General features: G+C 70.6%; 16 protein-coding genes. 3 read left to right on the top strand and 13 right to left on the bottom strand.

Annotation, left to right across the window (positions count from 1 at the left end):
- Positions 1 to 71 precede the first annotated feature (71 nt).
- The 9 genes from ACFWPI_RS19405 to arc all read right to left on the bottom strand — a co-directional run bounded on the left by ACFWPI_RS19405 (position 72) and on the right by arc (position 10,472).
- The gene (locus ACFWPI_RS19405; RefSeq protein WP_063346909.1) at positions 72 to 455 is read right to left on the bottom strand and encodes an FKBP-type peptidyl-prolyl cis-trans isomerase; all 384 of its coding nucleotides are present in this window, start codon (positions 453 to 455) and stop codon (positions 72 to 74) included.
- Between the two features lie 163 nt (positions 456 to 618).
- Positions 619 to 1,929 (bottom strand): FKBP-type peptidyl-prolyl cis-trans isomerase, encoded by a 1,311-nt coding sequence (locus ACFWPI_RS19400; protein WP_380342778.1) that lies wholly within the window; start codon positions 1,927 to 1,929, stop codon positions 619 to 621.
- A 242-nt stretch (positions 1,930 to 2,171) separates the two neighbouring features.
- Complete coding sequence (locus tag ACFWPI_RS19395; protein ID WP_380380043.1) at positions 2,172 to 3,158, bottom strand: FKBP-type peptidyl-prolyl cis-trans isomerase; 987 nt, start codon at positions 3,156 to 3,158, stop codon at positions 2,172 to 2,174.
- Positions 3,159 to 3,294: 136 nt separating this feature from the next.
- The gene (pafA, locus tag ACFWPI_RS19390) at positions 3,295 to 4,656 is read right to left on the bottom strand and encodes a Pup--protein ligase (RefSeq protein ID WP_063346911.1); all 1,362 of its coding nucleotides are present in this window, start codon (positions 4,654 to 4,656) and stop codon (positions 3,295 to 3,297) included.
- 121 nt (positions 4,657 to 4,777) lie between these two features.
- The gene (gene prcA, locus ACFWPI_RS19385; protein ID WP_380380040.1) at positions 4,778 to 5,533 is read right to left on the bottom strand and encodes a proteasome subunit alpha; all 756 of its coding nucleotides are present in this window, start codon (positions 5,531 to 5,533) and stop codon (positions 4,778 to 4,780) included.
- A gap of 31 nt (positions 5,534 to 5,564) precedes the next feature.
- Positions 5,565 to 6,407 carry a proteasome subunit beta gene (gene prcB / locus ACFWPI_RS19380; protein WP_380342771.1) on the bottom strand — a complete coding sequence of 281 codons (843 nt, stop codon included), beginning with the start codon at positions 6,405 to 6,407 and terminating at the stop codon, positions 5,565 to 5,567.
- 163 nt (positions 6,408 to 6,570) lie between these two features.
- Positions 6,571 to 6,789, bottom strand: coding sequence for a ubiquitin-like protein Pup (locus tag ACFWPI_RS19375; RefSeq protein WP_031069167.1), 219 nt, complete (start codon positions 6,787 to 6,789; stop codon positions 6,571 to 6,573).
- A 174-nt stretch (positions 6,790 to 6,963) separates the two neighbouring features.
- On the bottom strand, positions 6,964 to 8,475 hold the full coding sequence (gene dop, locus ACFWPI_RS19370) for a depupylase/deamidase Dop (protein ID WP_208869055.1): 1,512 nt from the start codon (positions 8,473 to 8,475) through the stop codon (positions 6,964 to 6,966).
- Between the two features lie 230 nt (positions 8,476 to 8,705).
- Positions 8,706 to 10,472 carry a proteasome ATPase gene (gene arc / locus ACFWPI_RS19365; protein WP_063346914.1) on the bottom strand — a complete coding sequence of 589 codons (1,767 nt, stop codon included), beginning with the start codon at positions 10,470 to 10,472 and terminating at the stop codon, positions 8,706 to 8,708.
- 285 nt (positions 10,473 to 10,757) lie between these two features.
- Here arc and ACFWPI_RS19360 point away from each other — a divergent pair, with 285 nt between their 5' ends.
- Positions 10,758 to 11,063, top strand: a complete 306-nt coding sequence (locus tag ACFWPI_RS19360) for a ferredoxin (protein ID WP_063346915.1) — start codon at positions 10,758 to 10,760, stop codon at positions 11,061 to 11,063.
- Between the two features lie 13 nt (positions 11,064 to 11,076).
- On the opposite strand, the gene ACFWPI_RS19355 is transcribed toward ACFWPI_RS19360, so the two are convergent.
- The 3 genes from ACFWPI_RS19355 to ACFWPI_RS19345 all read right to left on the bottom strand — a co-directional run bounded on the left by ACFWPI_RS19355 (position 11,077) and on the right by ACFWPI_RS19345 (position 14,033).
- Positions 11,077 to 11,682, bottom strand: a complete 606-nt coding sequence (locus ACFWPI_RS19355; protein WP_380380033.1) for a hypothetical protein — start codon at positions 11,680 to 11,682, stop codon at positions 11,077 to 11,079.
- Between the two features lie 125 nt (positions 11,683 to 11,807).
- Positions 11,808 to 12,767 (bottom strand): tRNA (adenine-N1)-methyltransferase, encoded by a 960-nt coding sequence (locus tag ACFWPI_RS19350; RefSeq protein ID WP_063346916.1) that lies wholly within the window; start codon positions 12,765 to 12,767, stop codon positions 11,808 to 11,810.
- Between the two features lie 45 nt (positions 12,768 to 12,812).
- Positions 12,813 to 14,033, bottom strand: a complete 1,221-nt coding sequence (locus tag ACFWPI_RS19345) for a site-2 protease family protein (protein WP_063346917.1) — start codon at positions 14,031 to 14,033, stop codon at positions 12,813 to 12,815.
- 168 nt (positions 14,034 to 14,201) lie between these two features.
- Here ACFWPI_RS19345 and ACFWPI_RS19340 point away from each other — a divergent pair, with 168 nt between their 5' ends.
- Entirely contained in the window at positions 14,202 to 15,110 is a 909-nt protein-coding gene (locus tag ACFWPI_RS19340; protein ID WP_063346918.1) for a RecB family exonuclease, read from the top strand.
- Positions 15,110 to 15,781, top strand: coding sequence for a response regulator transcription factor (locus ACFWPI_RS19335; protein ID WP_063346919.1), 672 nt, complete (start codon positions 15,110 to 15,112; stop codon positions 15,779 to 15,781). The genes ACFWPI_RS19340 and ACFWPI_RS19335 overlap by 1 nt, the downstream gene beginning before the upstream one ends.
- Positions 15,782 to 15,889: 108 nt before the next feature.
- On the opposite strand, the gene ACFWPI_RS19330 is transcribed toward ACFWPI_RS19335, so the two are convergent.
- Positions 15,890 to 17,509 (bottom strand): ABC transporter substrate-binding protein, encoded by a 1,620-nt coding sequence (locus ACFWPI_RS19330; RefSeq protein WP_380377642.1) that lies wholly within the window; start codon positions 17,507 to 17,509, stop codon positions 15,890 to 15,892.
- Between the last annotated feature and the right edge of the window lie 22 nt (positions 17,510 to 17,531).

Genomic DNA, 17,531 nt, shown 5'->3' with positions numbered 1-17,531 from the left:
CCCAACCCCCCCCCCCGCCCCCCCCGGGGGCCCCACCCCGGTGGGGGGCCCGCCCCACGGTGTGGAACGACTCAGACGCCGATCAGGTCGACGACGAAGATCAGGGTCGAGCCCGCCGGGATGAGCGGGGTCGGCGACTGGTTGCCGTAGGCCAGGTGCGACGGGATGGTCAGCTCGCGGCGGCCGCCGACCTTCATGCCGGCGACACCGCGGTCCCAGCCCTTGATGACGCGGCCGGCGCCCAGCGGGAACGAGAACGGGGCGGTGCCCCGGTTCCAGCTGGAGTCGAACTCCTCACCGGTCTCGAAGGTCACGCCGACGTAGCGGACCTTGACGACCTGGCCCGACTTGGCCTCATCGCCGTCACCGACGACGATGTCGCGGATCTGCAGGTCCGCCGGGGCGTCGCCGATCGGGAAGTCGATCTCGGGCTTCTCGTTGAGGTTGACGCTCACAGTCCCTCTTCTCACGTTTCGCATTGCAGTCACGACCAAGCGGCGGGCGCCCGCACCCCCGGTCCGTTCCCGGACCACGGTACGGGCGCCCACCGCCCGGGGTGGTCCGGCCACGCGGCCGGACCTGAAGGTCACACGCACACCATTGTCACCCGAAAGTGGATCAGCCCTGACCGGCGTCCAGGATGTCCACCACGAAGACCAGCGGCGCGCCCGGCGGGATGTCGCCCTGGCCCTTGTCGCCGTACGCCAGCGCGGCCGGGATCACCAGCTCCACCCGGCTGCCGACGGTCTGGCCCACCAGGCCCTGGTCCCAGCCCTGGATGACCTGGCCACCGCCTACCGGGAACGAGAACGCCTGGCCCTTGCTGAGCGAGGAGTCGAACATCTTGCCGTCCTTGAACAGCGCGCCGGTGTACTGGACGACGACCTTCTCGCCCTTCTCCACCGCCGGCCCGGTGCCCTTGATCAGGACGTGCGACTTCAGCTCGGTCGGGTCCTTCGCGCCGGCCACCGGGGTGATCTCGGCCGGCTTCTTGCCGTTGTCCTTGACCTGCGGGAAGTCCGCGGGCGGCGGCGTGACGGTGCCGCTCACCACGGAGTCGGGCGCGTTGGCGTTGCGGATGTCGATCACGAAGACCAGGTCGTCCTTCGCCCCGATCGACATGTCGGCCTTGCCCTGGGAGCCGAACGCGGCGGCCGGCGGGGCCACCACGAGGACCCGGCTGCCGGCCTTCTTCCCGACCACGGCCTGGTCCAGCGCCGGGATCAGCGCGTCGGTGCCGGCCTGGAAGATCTGCGGCTTGCCGTTGTTGTCGTACGAGCTCGGGATGTCCTTGCCGGTGGTCCAGTCCTTGGCGGTGTAGTCCACCGAGGTCCAGGAGTTCTTGTCCACCTTGGGGCCGGTGCCCTCGGTCAGCACCTTCACCACGAAGGAGCCGTCGGAGGCCTCGCCCGGCACCTGGATCTCGGCCTTCTTGCCGAAGTCACCGGTGACGGTGGGCAGCACCTTGGCGCTGTCCTTGATCGGCGGCACCGGGTCGGCGGTCGGCGTGGGCGGCGCGCTCTTGGCGGCGTCCGGCTTGGCGGCGGTGTCCGACTTGCCGTCCTTGTTCACCAGGTACAGCGTCACGGCGCTGCCGGCCAGCAGCACGGCCAGCACCGTGCCGAGGATCACGCCCAGCCGGCCCACCCCGGGCGGGTTCTCGTCGTACCCGGCCTCCGAGGTGTCGCCCCGACGCACGGTGGAGGCGAAGATCTGCGGGGTGTCGTCCGTCTTGGTCCCGCCCGAGGCCCGCGGCTGCTCGCCGGGCTGCGCCCAGCCGGCCTGCTGCTTCAGGATCGACGGCGGGACGACGATCGACTCACCGTCCCCCGGGAGCGGGCCGCCGGGACGCGAGGCGGCCGGGTCACCCGCGGAGCTGTCGTTCGCCGCGGTGTCGGCCCCGCCCGGGCTCGGCGTCTTCTCAGTCATGACTCCCCATCCATCTCGCCACGAGGTCTTCCAGGTCTGCGACCGGCGTGCTGACTGCCGGTCTGCCGTCGCACCGTCCGCCCCGGACCTCGACGCCGGGCGGCGCCTGCCACAGTGCGAGGGCAGTATGACAGCTCAGGATGAGGGCGGACGCTTCGTTGTACGAGCGTCCGCCCAAGCGTACGGAATCCCCGGGGGGACTTCCTAGAGCGTGTCCGCCCTAAACCGCTTCCCTGGCTTCCCTAAACAGCTTCCAGGATGTCGATCACGAAGACCAGCGTCGAGTTGGGCGGCACCGAGCCCTGCGCCTGGTCCTTGTAACCGAGCGCGGGCGGCACCACGAGCAGGATCCGGCTGCCGACGGTCTGGCCGACCAGCGCCTTGTCCCAGCCCTCGATCACGCTGCCGGTGCCGATCTGCACCGCCTGCGCGCCCCCGTGCGTCCAGGAGGAGTCGAACTGCTGGCCGTTGTTCCAGAGCACCCCGGTGTACTGCACCACCAGGGTCTGCCCGCTCTTGACCTGCTTGCCCTCGCCCTTGATCAGCACCGCCTGCTCCAGGTCGGTGGGCGCGGCCTGCCCGGCCGGCACGGTGATCGTCACCGGGGCCTTGCCGTTGTCCTTGACCTGCGGCATCGTCGCCGGCGGCGGGGTCATGGCGCCGGTCAGCGTGGAGTCCTGCGGCAGGCTCTCCATGATGTCCAGGACGAACACCACGGTGTCGCCCTTGTTGACGCCGAGCTGGGTGCTGCCCTGCTCGCCGAAGGCCGCCGCCGGCGGGGCAACCACCAGCAGCCGGCTGCCGATCTTCTTGCCGATCACGCTCTGGTCCAGCGCCGGCACGAGCTGTCCGCTGCCGGCCTGGTAGAGCTGCGGCTTCCCGCTCGGGTCGTACGAGCTGGGCAGGTCCTTGCCGGTGGTCCAGTCCTTCGCCGTGTAGTTGACCGTCACCCAGTCGCCCTTGTTGACCGTCGACCGCTCGCCCTCGCTGACGGTGTTCACCACGAACTGGCCGCCGGGCTGGCCCTCCGGGAGGGTGATGGTGGCCTTGCTGCCGAAACCGCCCTCCGAGAGCGTGGGCATCGGCGACGCCTCGCCGACCGGCGCGGGCACCGTCGGAGGCGCGCTCGCCGCGGACGGAGTCGCCGGGCCGGCCGCCTTGGGCGAACTGCTGCAGGCGACCGCCAGCAGCAGGGGCAGGGTGAGTAGCAAACCGGCGGTGCGGCGCACGGTGGTCCTAACTGTCGATCGAGGTCGGCTCTCCTGACTTCGACGGACAGCGTATGCCCGGACGGTGTCCGGCCCCGGTAGACACCACCGGGGCCGGACACCGCCTTGATCACAAACCTGGGATCCCCTTCGGGGGTCACATCCCGGCGATCAGCTTCTCCACCCGCTCGTCCACCGAGCGGAACGGGTCCTTGCAGAGCACCGTGCGCTGTGCCTGGTCGTTCAGCTTCAGGTGCACCCAGTCCACCGTGAAGTCCCGGCGCTGCTCCTGCGCCCGGCGGATGAAGTCCCCGCGCAGCCGGGCCCGGGTGGTCTGCGGCGGGATGGACTTGGCCTCGAAGGTCTTGAGGTCGGTGGTCACCCGCTTCGCCTGGCCCTTGCCCTGGAGCAGGTAGAACAGGCCGCGCCGGCGGTGGATGTCGTGGTACGCCAGGTCGATCTGGGCCACCCGCGGGTTGGACATGCTCATCTGGTGCTTCTCGCGGTAGCGCTCGATGAGCTTGTACTTCATGATCCAGTCGATCTCGGTGGCCACCTGGTCCAGGTTCTCGGTGCGGACGGCCTCCAGGGTCCGGCCCCACAGTTCGAGCACCTGGCCGATGGTGCCGGTGTTGATGCCCTTGCGGTCGGCGAACTCCAGCGCCTTGGTGTAGTACTCCTCCTGGATGTCCAGCGCGCTGGCCTCGCGCCCGTTGGCGAGCCGCACCTGGTGGGTGCCGGTGAGGTCGTGGCTGACCTCGCGGATCGCCCGGATCGGGTTCTCCAGGGTGAGGTCGCGCATCACCACGCCGGCCTCGATCAGCCGCAGCACCAGGTCGGTGGCGCCGACCTTGAGCAGCGTCGTGGTCTCCGACATGTTGGAGTCGCCGACGATCACGTGCAGCCGGCGGTAGCGCTCGGCGTCCGCGTGCGGCTCGTCGCGGGTGTTGATGATCGGGCGGGAGCGGGTGGTGGCGGAGCTGACGCCCTCCCAGATGTGCTCGGCGCGCTGGCTGACGCAGTAGACCGCGCCGCGCGGGGTCTGCAGCACCTTGCCGGCGCCGCAGATCAGCTGGCGGGTCACCAGGAAGGGGATCAGCACGTCGGCCAGCCGGGAGAACTCGCCGTGCCGGGCCACCAGGTAGTTCTCGTGGCAGCCGTAGGAGTTGCCGGCCGAGTCGGTGTTGTTCTTGAACAGGTAGACGTCCCCCGCGATGCCCTCCTCGTGCAGCCGCCGCTCGGCGTCGACCAGGAGCCCTTCGAGGATCCGCTCACCCGCCTTGTCGTGCGTCACCAGCTCGGTCACGTCGTCGCACTCGGGGGTGGCGTACTCGGGGTGGGAGCCGACGTCGAGGTACAGCCGGGCGCCGTTGCGCAGGAAGACGTTGCTGCTGCGGCCCCAGGAGACGACCCGGCGGAACAGGTACCGCGCCACCTCGTCCGGCGACAGCCTGCGCTGCCCGCGGAACGTGCAGGTCACGCCGTACTCGTTCTCCAGCCCGAAAATCCGGCGGTCCATGAGCACTCCATTCTGTGTCGGAGCTGTCCGAAACCGCCTCCACGACGACTGGGCCGCCGCAGGGGCACCGGAGTCCCGTACGGCCTCCTTCCGGCCGCCGTACGGGACTCCGCAGGCACTGCTACTCCGGCGCGGTGTCCGCCGGGTTGTCCTCGTCGTCCGACTCGGCGGACTGGTCGCCGTCGAGCAGCCGGGCGAGCTGGTTGCCCAGGATGCGCTTGAACTTGCGCTGCTGGAACCGCTGGCGGTCGAGGACGGCCACCTCCAGCTGCTCCGGGGTGAGGGCGCGCGGGCTGCCGCCGTTGGGGTCGCGGGCGAGCGAGTCCACGGCGGCCCGGACCACCTCGGTGAGGCCCATCCCTGCCCGGTGGCGCTGGCCCAGGTAGTTGCCGATCGAGTCGGCGTTGCCGCCGACCACGACGTAGTTCTTCTCGTCGACGATCGAGCCGTCCGGGGTGAGGCGGTAGATCTGGTCCTCGTCCGCGGTGCGGCCGACCTCGGCCACGATCAGCTCGACCTCGTAGGGCTTCTCGCCGACCGAGGAGAAGATGGTGCCGAGCGTCTGGGCGTAGACGTTGGCCAGGCCCCGGGCGGTGACGTCGGCCCGGTCGTAGGAGTAGCCGCGCAGGTCGGCGTAGCGGACGCCGCCGATGCGCAGGTTCTCGAACTCGTTGTAGCGGCCGACCGCCGCGAAGGCGATCTTGTCGTAGATCTCGGAGACCTTGTGAAGCGCTCTGGAGGTGTTCTCCGCGACGAAGACGATGCCGTCGGCGTAGGTGAGCACGACCACGCTGCGGCCGCGCGCGATGCCCTTGCGGGCGTACTCCGCGCGGTCCGCCATGGCCTGCTGGGGCGAGACGTAGAACGGTGTCGACACCGGCGGTCGTCCCTTTCCTGAGAGGTGATGGCTAGAGCAGCGGGGCCTGCGGGCCGTTGGGGTGCGAGCGGCGCTCGTCGGTGATCGCGACCGCGATCTCGGTGACCTCCGCGTCGGTGAGCCGGCGGAAGCCTTCTTCGGTGATCAGCGAGACGATCGGGAAGATCTTGCGGGCGAGGTCGGGGCCGCCGGTGGCGGAGTCGTCGTCGGCCGCGTCGTACAGCGCCTGGACGACCAGCGTGGCGGCCTGGTCGGCCGTCAGGCCGTCGCGGTAGAGCTTCTTCATCGAGCCGCGGGCGAAGACCGAGCCCGAGCCGGTGGCGGCGAAGCCGCGCTCCTCGGAACGCCCGCCGGTGACGTCGTAGTTGAAGATCCGGCCGCGGCCGAGGTCCAGGTCGTAGCCGGCGAACAGCGGGACGACCGCCAGGCCCTGCATCGCCATGCCCAGGTTGCCCCGGATCATGGCGGTGAGCCGGTTGGCCTTGCCCTCCAGCGAGAGCACCGCGCCCTCGATCTTCTCGTAGTGCTCCAGCTCCAGTTGGAACAGCCGGACCATCTCGATGGCGAGGCCGGCGGTGCCGGCGATGCCGACCGCGCTGTACTCGTCGGCCGGGAACACCTTCTCCATGTCGCGCTGGGCGATCACGTTGCCCATCGTCGCCCGGCGGTCACCGGCGATCACCACGCCGCCGTCGAACACCGCGGCCACGATGGTGGTCCCGTGCGGGGCCTCGATCACGGCCCCCGCGGGGAGCCCGCGGTGGCCGGGGATCAGCTCCGGCCGGTGCTCGGCGAGGAAGTCCACGAAGGAGGAGGACCCCGGGGTCAGGAAGGCAGCCGGTAGACGCCCGGTGCCACGAGTGTTGGCTTCCACACGATTCCTTCCAGGTAGCTTGAAGCTCGCGTTGCCCGCACCCTACCCGCCCGGAGATCACTGTCCACGCGCGCAGGGGGCCGGTGCCGGACGGCCGGGCGGCCCTCGCCGCCCGACCGCCCTCGACGGTCACGACCGTGAATTCCCGAATGCCGGGGACGAGCTATTGCCCGCCCTTCTGCACGAATCCGCGGACGAAATCCTCCGCATTCGACTCGAGGACCTCGTCGATTTCGTCCAGCACCGCGTCGACGTCGTCGCTCAGCTTTTCCTGGCGCTCCTTGAGGTCGTCGGAATTCTGGGTTTCCGCGGCCTGCTCCTCGACCTCCTCGGAGGAGCGGTTCGCCCGCTGCTGGCCGCCGCCGGTGTCCTTGCTCGCCATTTCCCTCACCCCGCTCGATTCTTCTGGCACGGTTTGGTCGTTGCTTGCTGCACCGACCCTATACACAAGGTGCGACTGCTGCTCCCGGTTTGCCGGTGGCGCTTCCTGTCCAACACCCGCTGCCACCCCGGATGATTCCCATTCGGCGGACGTTCACCCATGGTGATCGAAAAGTTACCCGCCGGAGAGGACCCGCAGCAGGTCCTCCGCGGTGCGACAGCGGTCCAGCAGCTCCTTGACGTGGTTGCGGGTGCCCCGCAGCGGCTCCAGCGTGGGCACCCGCTGCAACGAGTCCCGGCCCGGCAGGTCGAAGATCACCGAGTCCCAGGAGGCCGCGGCGACGTGGTCGGCGTACTGCTCGAGGCAGCGCCCGCGGAAGTACGCCCGGGTGTCCTCCGGGGGCTTGGAGACGGCCCGCTCGACCTCCGCCTCGGTCACCAGCCGCTCGAACCGGCCACGGGCCACCAGCCGGTTGTAGAGGCCCTTGTCGGGCCGTACGTCGCTGTACTGGAGGTCGACCAGGTGCAGCCGCGGGTTCTCCCACCCCAGGGCGTCCCGGCTGCGGTAGCCCTCCAGGATCTCCCGCTTGGCGATCCAGTCCAGTTGCCGGGAGAGCGACATCGGATCGCGCTCCAGCCGGCCGAGGACGTCCTCCCAGCGGGCCAGCACGTCCAGTGTCTGCTCGTCCGCGTCGGTGCCGAAGCGGTCCTCGACGTACTTACGGGCCAGCTCGAAGTACTCCAGCTGGAGCTGGACGGCGGTGAGTTTGCGCCCGTTGCGCAGGGTGATCAGGTGCTTGAGCGTGGGGTCGTGGGAGACCCGGTGCAGGGTGCGCACCGGCTGGTCGACGGCGAGGTCGGAGGCGATGAAGGAGTCCTCGATCATCGACAGGACCAGTGAGGTGGTGCCCAGTTTGAGGTAGGTGGAGATCTCGGAGAGGTTGGCGTCCCCGATGATCACGTGCAGCCGGCGGTACTTCTCCGCGTCGGCGTGCGGTTCGTCCCGGGTGTTGATGATCGGGCGTTTGAGCGTGGTCTCCAGGCCGACCTCGACCTCGAAGTAGTCGGCCCGCTGGCTGATCTGGAAGCCGTGCGTCGAACCGTCCTGGCCGATGCCGACCCGGCCGGCGCCGGTGACCACCTGGCGGGAGACGAAGAACGGGGTGAGGTGGCGGACGATGTCGGCGAACGGCGTCGCCCGCTTCATCAGGTAGTTCTCGTGGGTGCCGTAGGAGGCGCCCTTGTTGTCGGTGTTGTTCTTGTACAGGTGGATGTTCTGCCCGTTGGGCAGTTCCAGCGCGCGCTGCGCGGCGGCCGCCATGATCCGCTCGCCGGCCTTGTCCCAGAGCACGGCGTCGCGCGGGTTGGTGACCTCTGGCGAGCTGTACTCGGGGTGCGCGTGGTCCACGTAGAACCGGGCCCCGTTGGTGAGGATGACGTTGGCCAGGCCGATGTCCTCGTCGGTCAGCTGGCTGGCGTCCGCCACCTCGCGCGCCAGGTCGAAGCCCCGGGCGTCACGCAGCGGGTTCTCCTCCTCGAAGTCCCAGCGGGCCCGCCGCGCCCGGTGCATCGCCGCCGCGTACGCGTTGACGATCTGGGACGAGGTGAGCATGGCGTTGGCGTTGGGGTGCCCGGGCACGGAGATCCCGTACTCGGTCTCGATGCCCATCACGCGCCGTACGGTCATGCGGCCCTCCTTGCCCGGTGCGCCGCCCCCCACGGGCGGAGCACGCCGACGTACCGCTGAACAACACCGGCGCCGGCGTTCTGCCCGCGATCGGTGGGTCGAGCCTAGAACCCGGTACCGACGGGCGGACCCCGAGACGCGCCGTCCGGCTGCGGGGCCGCGAGGCGCCACAGCCGGACGGGGTGCGTGCTGTTCCGGGGACCGCCGGGCGGCCCGGTCTCACCGTGTGCTTACAGGTACTGCCCCGTGTTGGCGACAGTGTCGATCGAGCGGCCGGACTCGGCGCCCTGCTTGCCGGTGACCAGCGTGCGGATGAAGACGATCCGCTCGCCCTTCTTGCCGGAGATGCGGGCCCAGTCGTCCGGGTTGGTGGTGTTCGGGAGGTCCTCGTTCTCCTTGAACTCGTCCACGCAGGCGGCGAGCAGGTGGGAGACGCGCAGACCGCGCTGACCGTGGTCGAGGAAGTCCTTGATGGCCATCTTCTTCGCGCGGTCGACGATGTTCTGGATCATCGCGCCGGAGTTGAAGTCCTTGAAGTACAGGACCTCCTTGTCACCGTTGGCGTAGGTGACCTCCAGGAAGCGGTTCTCCTCGGTCTCGGAGTACATCCGCTCCACGACCGACTGGATCATCGCGGCCACCGTGGTGCCCAGGGAGCCGTCGTGCTCCTTGAGGTCGTCCGGGTGGAACGGCAGCGACTCCTTGAGGTACTTGGAGAAGATGTCCCTCGCGGCCTCGGCGTCCGGGCGCTCGATCTTGATCTTGACGTCCAGGCGGCCGGGCCGCAGGATCGCCGGGTCGATCATGTCCTCGCGGTTCGAGGCGCCGATGACGATGACGTTCTCCAGGCCCTCCACACCGTCGATCTCGGCGAGCAGCTGCGGGACGATGGTGTTCTCCACGTCCGAGCTGACGCCGGAACCGCGGGTGCGGAACAGCGACTCCATCTCGTCGAAGAAGACGATGACGGGCGTGCCCTCGCTCGCCTTCTCCCGGGCCCGCTGGAAGACCAGGCGGATCTGCCGCTCGGTCTCGCCCACGTACTTGTTGAGCAGTTCGGGGCCCTTGATGTTGAGGAAGTAGCTCTTCCCCTGGGGGCGTCCGGTGACCTCGGCGACCTTCTTGGCCAGCGAGTTGGCGACCGCCTTGGCGATCAGCGTCTTGCCGCAGCCGGGCGGGCCGTAGAGCAGCACGCCCTTGGGCGGGCGCAGCTCGTACTCCTTGAAGAGGTCGGCGTGCAGGTAGGGCAGCTCGACCGCGTCCCGGATCAGCTCGATCTGGTTGCTCAGTCCGCCGATCTGGCGGTAGTCGATGTCCGGGACCTCTTCGAGGACCAGCTCCTCGACCTCGGACTTCGGCACGACCTCGTACACGTAGCCGGAGCGGGGCTCCAGCAGCAGGGCGTCCCCCGCCCGGATGGTGAGCTCGCGCAGCGGTTCGGCGAGGCGCACCACCCGCTCCTCGTCGGTGTGGCCGACGACCAGGGCGCGTTCGCCGTCCTCGAGGATCTCCTTGAGGGTGACGATCTCGCCGATGCGCTCGAAGGCCATCGCGTCCACGATGTTGAGGGCCTCGTTGAGCATCACCTCCTGGCCGCGCCGCAGTTCGTCGAGGGCGACGTTGGGGCTGACGTTCACGCGGAGCTTGCGCCCCCCGGTGAAGATGTCGGCGGTGCCGTCCTCGTTGGCCTCGAGGAAGGTGCCGAACCCGGCCGGGGGCTGTGCCAGCCGGTCCACTTCCTCCTTGAGGGCCACGATCTGGTCGCGGGCCTCTCGCAGGGTGGAGGCGAGCCGTTCGTTCTGGGCGGACACTCCGGCCAGGTTGGTCTGGAGCTCGACGATCCGCTCTTCGAGGATCCTCGAATTGCGCGGCGAGTCGGCGAGCTTGCGGCGCAGCACAGCGATTTCCTGCTCAAGGAACGAGACCTGAGCGGCCTCGTCGGAACCACGAGCGGGCCTGCCGGTGCTGCGGTTGTAGTCGTCATCGTGGGCTGCCACGGTCCTCACCTCCTCCGGGGAGCTGGACGCTTCCAGACCCTACCTGGGACCAGGGGTCCGTAAACCCCTAGATCAAGAAAGATGGAACGGGCGTGTCCGATCTTCGCCCCAGCGTGCTTCCCCTCTGCTAAGGGGATACCCACCGCTCACCACCCAAAGCGGGCCAGATGTATCGTCGAGCGAAGTGATATCCGATCGCGACCGGGCACCTGGGTCCGATCGTTGTACGAATGGCGGGATTGCCCCCGGAAAAGGGGCGACCCGGGACAGAAACGGCAGGGGACCATGTCGGTAACCGAGCAGACGGCCACGGCGGCCGAACAGCTGGAGGTGTGGATCGACCAGGATCTGTGCACCGGCGACGGCATCTGCGTGCAGTACGCACCCGAGGTCTTCGAGCTGGACATCGACGGCCTCGCCTACGTGAAGGGGCCGGACGACGAGCTGCGCCAGCAGCCCGGGCAGACCGCCCCGGTGCCGCTGACGATCCTTCAGGACGTGGTGGACTCGGCGAAGGAGTGCCCCGGCGACTGCATCCACGTGCGCCGGGTCACCGACCGGGTCGAGGTGTACGGGCCGGACGCGGACTGACGCGTCCTCCCCCTCAGGTCTGGCTGACCGGGGCGGCGGTCTGGGAGCGTTCCCAGCCGCCGCCCTTGCGCATCCAGGTGAGGTCGAGTGAGATGTCAGGGCGGAAGCGCGGCACCTCGTCGCTCGAATACCCCTGCGCGTGACCGGTGATGGCGCCGTCGGAGCGCAGCGCGAGCCGGCCGAGGGTGAGGTTCTCGCGCTCGGAGAGGAGCGTGGCCAGCACCACCGGGCGCTCGCCCGGGCCGAAGCCGAGCAGGTAGACGGCGTCCGGCGGCGTGCCGTTCTCGGCCGCGCAGTGCGCGGCGACGACCGTGCCGGGCCGCCCGTCGCCCAGGTCGGCCGGCATGCTGATGGCCGTCGCGACCGGGAACGGGCCGCAGTCGAGCGGAAGTTGGGCCTTGGCCGGGTCGGGGGCGGCGCTCGCCCCGAGGGCCTTGGGAGTGCCGTGCAGGGGCACCGGGGTGCCGGTGGCGGGGCCGGCGGCGAGGGCCGAGACCACCACCGCGCCGCAGCCGGCCAGGGCCAGGGCCCAGTGCCAGGGGGCGGTGCGCGCGTGCCCGGGCCCGGTGCGGCCCCGCGGTGTCTGCTGTCCAGCCGTCGTCCCGACCGCGGTCTCCACCAGGCGTCCCCTCCAGTGCTCCCAGGAGCTGGTCTGCGTGCGCGAGCATCGTCCCACACGCCGGCGGCCGAAGTGCCGAGGGGTGGCACGAGCAGGCTCGTACCACCCCTGGGAAGCGATCCCGGTCAGCCCAGGTCGGGCTGCTCGGTCTCGACGGCGCGGGCGGCGGCACGGGCCGCGGCGCGCTCCCGCAGAGTCGACTCCGAGCCCCCGTTGTCGTAGTCCTCGCCGTACGCGCCCTTGGCCGGGCGGCGGCGGCGCAGCGGCGGCTCGACGCCGTCGGCGAGGCGGCGGGCGGTGAGCAGGAAGCCGGTGTGGCCGATCATCCGGTGGTCCGGGCGGACGGCCAGGCCCTCCAGGTGCCAGGTGCGGACCATGGTCTCCCAGGCCTGCGGCTCGGTGAAGGTGCCGTGGTCGCGCAGTGCCTCGACGGTCTTGGACATCTGCGTGGTGGTGGCCACGTAGCAGCAGATCAGGCCGCCGGGGACGAGCGCCTTGGAGGCGACGTCCAGGCACTCCCAGGGGGCGAGCATGTCGAGGATGACGCGGTCGACGTCGGCCTCGACCAGGTTGTCCTGGAGGTCGCCGACGGTGAGCTTCCACGCCGGGTGCGGCCCGCCGAAGTAGCGCTCGACGTTGCCCTTGGCGATGTCGGCGAAGTCCTGCCGGCGCTCGTACGAGGCCAGCATGCCGGTGTCGCCGACGGCGCGCAGCAGGTAGGTGGAGAGCGCGCCCGAGCCGACACCGGCCTCGACGACGCGGGCGCCGGCGAAGATGTCGGCCATGGCCAGGATCTGCCCCGCGTCCTTGGGGTAGATCACGGCGGCGCCGCGCGGCATGGACAGGACGTAGTCGGGGAGCAGGGGGCGCAGCGCGAGGTACGGGACGTTCCCCGTGGTGCGCACGACCGTGCCCTCGGGGGCGCCGATCAGCTCGTCGTGCGGGAACGCACCCTTGTGGGTGTGGAACTGGTTCCCGGCCTGGAGCGTGAACGTGTAGTGGCGGCCCTTGGGGTCGGTCAGCTGGACCTGGTCCCCGACCTGGAAGGGCCCGCGTCGGCGGGTGGCACCGGTCGGTTCGGACATGCGGTCAATCCTAAGGGAAGCGGACGGTCCGCCCGACCAGAGTGATCACCGGCCGGCGACGGCGGCGGTGAGGCGCTGCTCGATGTCGGTGAGCGCGGCGACGCCGAACACCCGGCCGTCCGCCTCGACCACCAGGTACTCCCCGGCCGGGGTGGCCTGGACGGCGCGCAGCAGGTCCTCGCCGCCGAGGTCGGCGTCCAGCCGCAGGCCGGGTTCGAGGTCGCGGGCGAGCGGGCCGACGGCGACCCACGGGCGGCGGTGCTCGGGCACCGCGCGGACGGCGGACTCGCGGACGATGCCGATCGGGTCGCCCCGGCCGTCCACCACCACGACCGCGCCGGCCTGGGCCTCGCGGGCCCGGCGCAGCGCCTCGCCGAGCGGGGTGTCGGCGGTGACCTCGACGGTCCGGCGGGCGAGCTCGCGCAGCCGCAGGCCGGGCAGCACCTCCTTGAGCCGGGCGTTGCGCAGGCTCCCGGTGGCGCCGTTCCAGATGATCGCGGCGAGGACGGCGGCCAGCACCGCGTCCACCAGGGTGTCGGTCGTGGTGCGCTCGATCCCGCGGGCGGCGCTGAACAGCGGCAGGCCGATCAGCACCACGACGGCCAGCGCCCGGCCGACCCAGGCGGCGGCGACCGTACCGGTCATCGCCTTGCCGCTGATCGCCCAGACGACCGCGCGCAGCATCCGGCCGCCGTCCAGCGGCAGGCCGGGCAGCAGGTTGAACGCGGCGACCACCAGGTTGGAGACCATCAGCCCGGTGAGCAGCACCCCGGGCACCGTGGAGAGCTCCACGGCCTGCATCGCGAGGTAGAACACGCCGCCGAGCACCAGCGAGAGCAGCGGGCCGACGAAGGCCAGCCAGAACTCGCGCCACGGGCTCTCGGCCTCGTTCTCGATCTCGGAGACGCCGCCGAAGAACTGCAGCTGGATCCGCCGTACACCGAGCCTGTAGCGCAGCGCGACCAGGGTGTGAGCGAGCTCGTGCACCAGGACGGAGGCGTAGAAGGCGACCGCGAAGAAGAACGCGAGCAGGTAGCGGGCGGCGCCGAGGTCCGGCAGGACGTCGCCGAGCTGGCCGCCGAACACCCAGGTGATCAGCGCGGCGATGACGAACCAGGAGGGGGTCACGTAGATGGGCACGCCGAAGGGGCGGCCCACCAGGAGGCCGCTGCCGCGCTCGGGCGGCCTCGGCGGTCGCCCTGCCGGGCGGCCGCCGTCGTCCTGCGGTGGCTGGTCGGAGGTCTGCTGCCCCCTGCTGTCGCTCACCGTGATCCCTTCGGTCGTCTGCCCCGTCGTGCCCCGGTGCGCCCACGCTACGTGATCGCGGCCCTCCGGTGGCGTGCGGCCCTCTGTCAGGCTTCATACCCACTGTGCCGCGCGGTGTGGCAGCACCGTGGCAGCAGGATGACAGCGAAGGGCAATAGGGTCGGAGGCATGCAGCAGACCGACACCACCAGCGCCGCCGGGGCCCCGGCGCGCCCGGCGGCGCCCCCGACCGGCCTGTCCCCGTCCCGGGCGGGGGACTTCCTGACCTGTCCCCTGCTGTACCGGCTGCGGGTGATCGACCGGCTGCCCGAGCCGCCGAGCGCGGCGGCGACCAGGGGCACGCTGGTGCACGCGGTGCTGGAGCGGCTCTTCGACAGCCCCGCGACCGAGCGGACGCCGGAGCGGGCGCTGGGCCTGCTGCGCCCGCAGTGGGAGCGGCTGCTGGGCGAGCGCCCGGAGCTGGGCTCGCTGTTCCCGGACGATCCGGACGGCGCGGCGCTCGCCCGCTGGCTGGCGGACGCCGAGAAGCTGGTCGGCCAGTGGTTCCGGCTGGAGGACCCGACCCGGCTGCACCCGGTGGAGCGCGAGCTGTACGTGGAGACGGCCCTGGAGTCGGGGCTGCTGCTGCGCGGCTACATCGACCGGGTGGACGTCGCCCCGAGCGGCGAGGTCCGGCTGGTGGACTACAAGACCGGCCGGGCGCCCTCGCGGGACTTCGAGGGCAAGGCGATGTTCCAGATGAAGTTCTACGCGCTCGTGGTGTGGCGCTGGAAGGGTGTCGTCCCCAAGCGGCTCCAGCTGGTCTACCTCGGCGGGGGCGGGGACGTGGTCAGCTACGACCCGGACGAGGCCGACCTGCTCGCGGTGGAGCGCAAGCTGCGGGCGCTCTGGGAGCGGATCACCCACGCGGTGGCCACCGGGGAGTTCCCGGCGACCCGCAACCGCCTCTGCGACTGGTGCGACCACCAGGCCAGTTGCCCGGAGTTCGGCGGCACTCCCCCGCCGTACCCGCTGCCGCTGTCGCGTACGTCTGACGAAGACGATCCCACGGGGGATCAGATGAGCAAGGAGTCCTAGTGACGATCCGAGTGCTGCTGGTCGACGACCAGCCGCTGCTGCGCACCGGTTTCCGGATGATCCTGGAGGCCGAGTCCGACCTGGTGGTGGTCGGTGAGGCCGGCGACGGTCAGCAGGCGCTGGACCAGGTGCGGGCGCTGCAGCCCGACGTGGTGCTGATGGACATCCGGATGCCCAGGATGGACGGCGTCGAGGCGACCCGCAGGATCGCCGGCCCCGGGCGGGACGGCCCGGCCAAGGTGCTGGTGCTGACCACCTTCGACCTGGACGAGTACGTGGTGGAGGCGCTGCGCGCGGGCGCCAGCGGCTTCCTGCTGAAGGACGTCCCGGCGGAGGAACTGGTGCAGGCGATCCGGGTGGTGGCGGACGGCGCGGCGATGCTGGCGCCGAGCATCACCCGCCGGCTGCTGGACATGTACGCCACCAAGCTGCCCTCGGGCGAGGAGGCGCCGCCGCAGGCGCTGAGCGCGCTGACCGAGCGTGAGCTGGAGGTGCTGAAGCTGGTGGCGCGCGGGCTCTCGAACGCGGAGATCGCGGCCGAACTGTTCGTCAGCGAGACCACCGTGAAGACGCACGTCGGCCATGTGCTGACCAAGCTCCAGCTGCGCGACCGGGTGCAGGCGGCGGTGTACGCGTACGAGAGCGGGCTGGTGCGCCCGGGCGCCCTGTAGGGCGTGTAGGCCCTGTCCGGCCGAACGTGCCGACGGCCCGCCCGCCTTCCCCGTGCACCCAGGGGGAAGGCGGGCGGGCCGCCGTGTCGAGGGGTGTCGTCCGGTCGCCTACTTGCCGGCGCTGCGGCTGATCTCCCAGAAGCGGAACACGCCGGTGGTGTCGATGGTCGACTCGACGCCGGTGATGTACGAACGCGACGCGAAGAAGCCCTTGTTCTGGTACAGCGGGATGAGCGGCGCGTTCTCGGCGACGATCTGCTGGATCTGGGCGTAGCCGGCCACCGCGGCGCTGCGGTCGGCCTGCTTGAGGCCGTCCGGCACCAGCTTCTGGCTGATCCGCGGGTCGTCCCAGCCGTGGTGGTAGGCGCCGCCGTCGATGAGCAGCGGGGCGATGTAGTTGTCCGGGTCCGGGTAGTCGGCGAACCAGCCGATGAGGTACGCCTGGTAGCGGCCCTCGGACCAGCCGGACCGGTACTTGTCCCAGTCCGGCTCCGTCTGGACGGTCACCTGGAACAGGCCGCCGGCCTCCAGCTGCTTCTTCAGGGTCTCGGGCTCGGCGCTGCCGGCCCGCGAGCGCGACCAGGTGAGGGTGAGCTTGACCGGGAGCTGGACCTTGGCGTCGGTGAGGATCTTCTTGGCCTTGCCGCTGTCCTGGTCGCCGTAGCGGTCGAAGAAGGCCGTGGTGTGGCCGGTGACGCCGGCCGGGACCATCGCGTACAGCGGCTGGACGGTCCGGGCGAAGACGTCGCGGGCGAGCGACTTGCGGTCGAGCAGCTGGGCGGCGGCCTGGCGGACGGCGACGTTGCCGGCGACCGGGTCCTTGGTGTTGAAGACCAGCGAGCGGGTGTCGTTGCTGTCGCCCTCGACGACCTGGAGGTCGGTCTTGCCGCCCTGCTGGTCGGAGTGCATCTGGGCGGCGGTGTTCGGGTCCAGGCTGTTGTCGGTGAGGTCGACGTCGCCCTTGTCCAGCGCGGCCTTCAGGTCGGCGGGCTTGTCGAAGTACCGGACGGTGAACTTGCTGTTCCGGAGCTTGGCCTCGCCGTTGTACTTGTCGTTGGGCACCAGGACGACCTTGCCCAGCTGCTTGGCGGTGTCGCCGTTGCCGCCCATGACCTCGACCGTCTCGAAGCGGTACGGGCCGGAGCCGATCAGCTTGTCGTTGGGGACGACCTTGTCGGCCGGGTAGGCCTGGTGGTCGAGGATGGCGCCGGCCGGGCCGGCCAGCTTGGCCGGCAGGGTGGCGTCGGGCGTGGAGAGGTGGAAGACCACCTCGGTGTCGCCCTTGGCCTCGACGCTCCTGATCGAGGAGAGCAGGGGGGCCGCGCCGTTCTGGTCGTTGATCTTCTTGGTGCGCTCGATCGAGAACACCACGTCGGCGGCGGTCAGCGGGTGGCCGTTGGAGAACTTCAGGCCGGTCCGCATGGTGCAGTGGTACTGGGTGGCGTCGCCCGCGGTGAACTCGCAGGACTGCGCGGCGTCCGGGGAGGGGGCGCTGGAGGCGGCCGGGAAGGTGAGCAGCGACTGGAAGGTGTTGCGCAGCAGCAGCCAGGAGCCGGAGTCGTAGGCGGCGGCCGGGTCCAGCACGCCGGTGAGCTGGGTGGTGCCCATGACGATCGGCTTGCCGCCGTCCCCCTTGACGGCGTCGGTGACCGATCCGCAGCCTGCCGCCGTCACGGCGACAAGACCGGCGCAGCCGAGTACTGCCAGGCGTTCAGCTGAAGTCTTCACGGGGCGCGTCCTTCTGGGTGCG

It is taken from the genome of Kitasatospora sp. NPDC058492, assembly GCF_042720685.1.
In the GTDB taxonomy this organism is placed as follows: Bacteria; Actinomycetota; Actinomycetes; order Streptomycetales; family Streptomycetaceae; genus Kitasatospora.
Note: the sequence above shows the minus strand (reverse complement) of the source record. Positions and strands in the feature narration are given on the sequence as shown.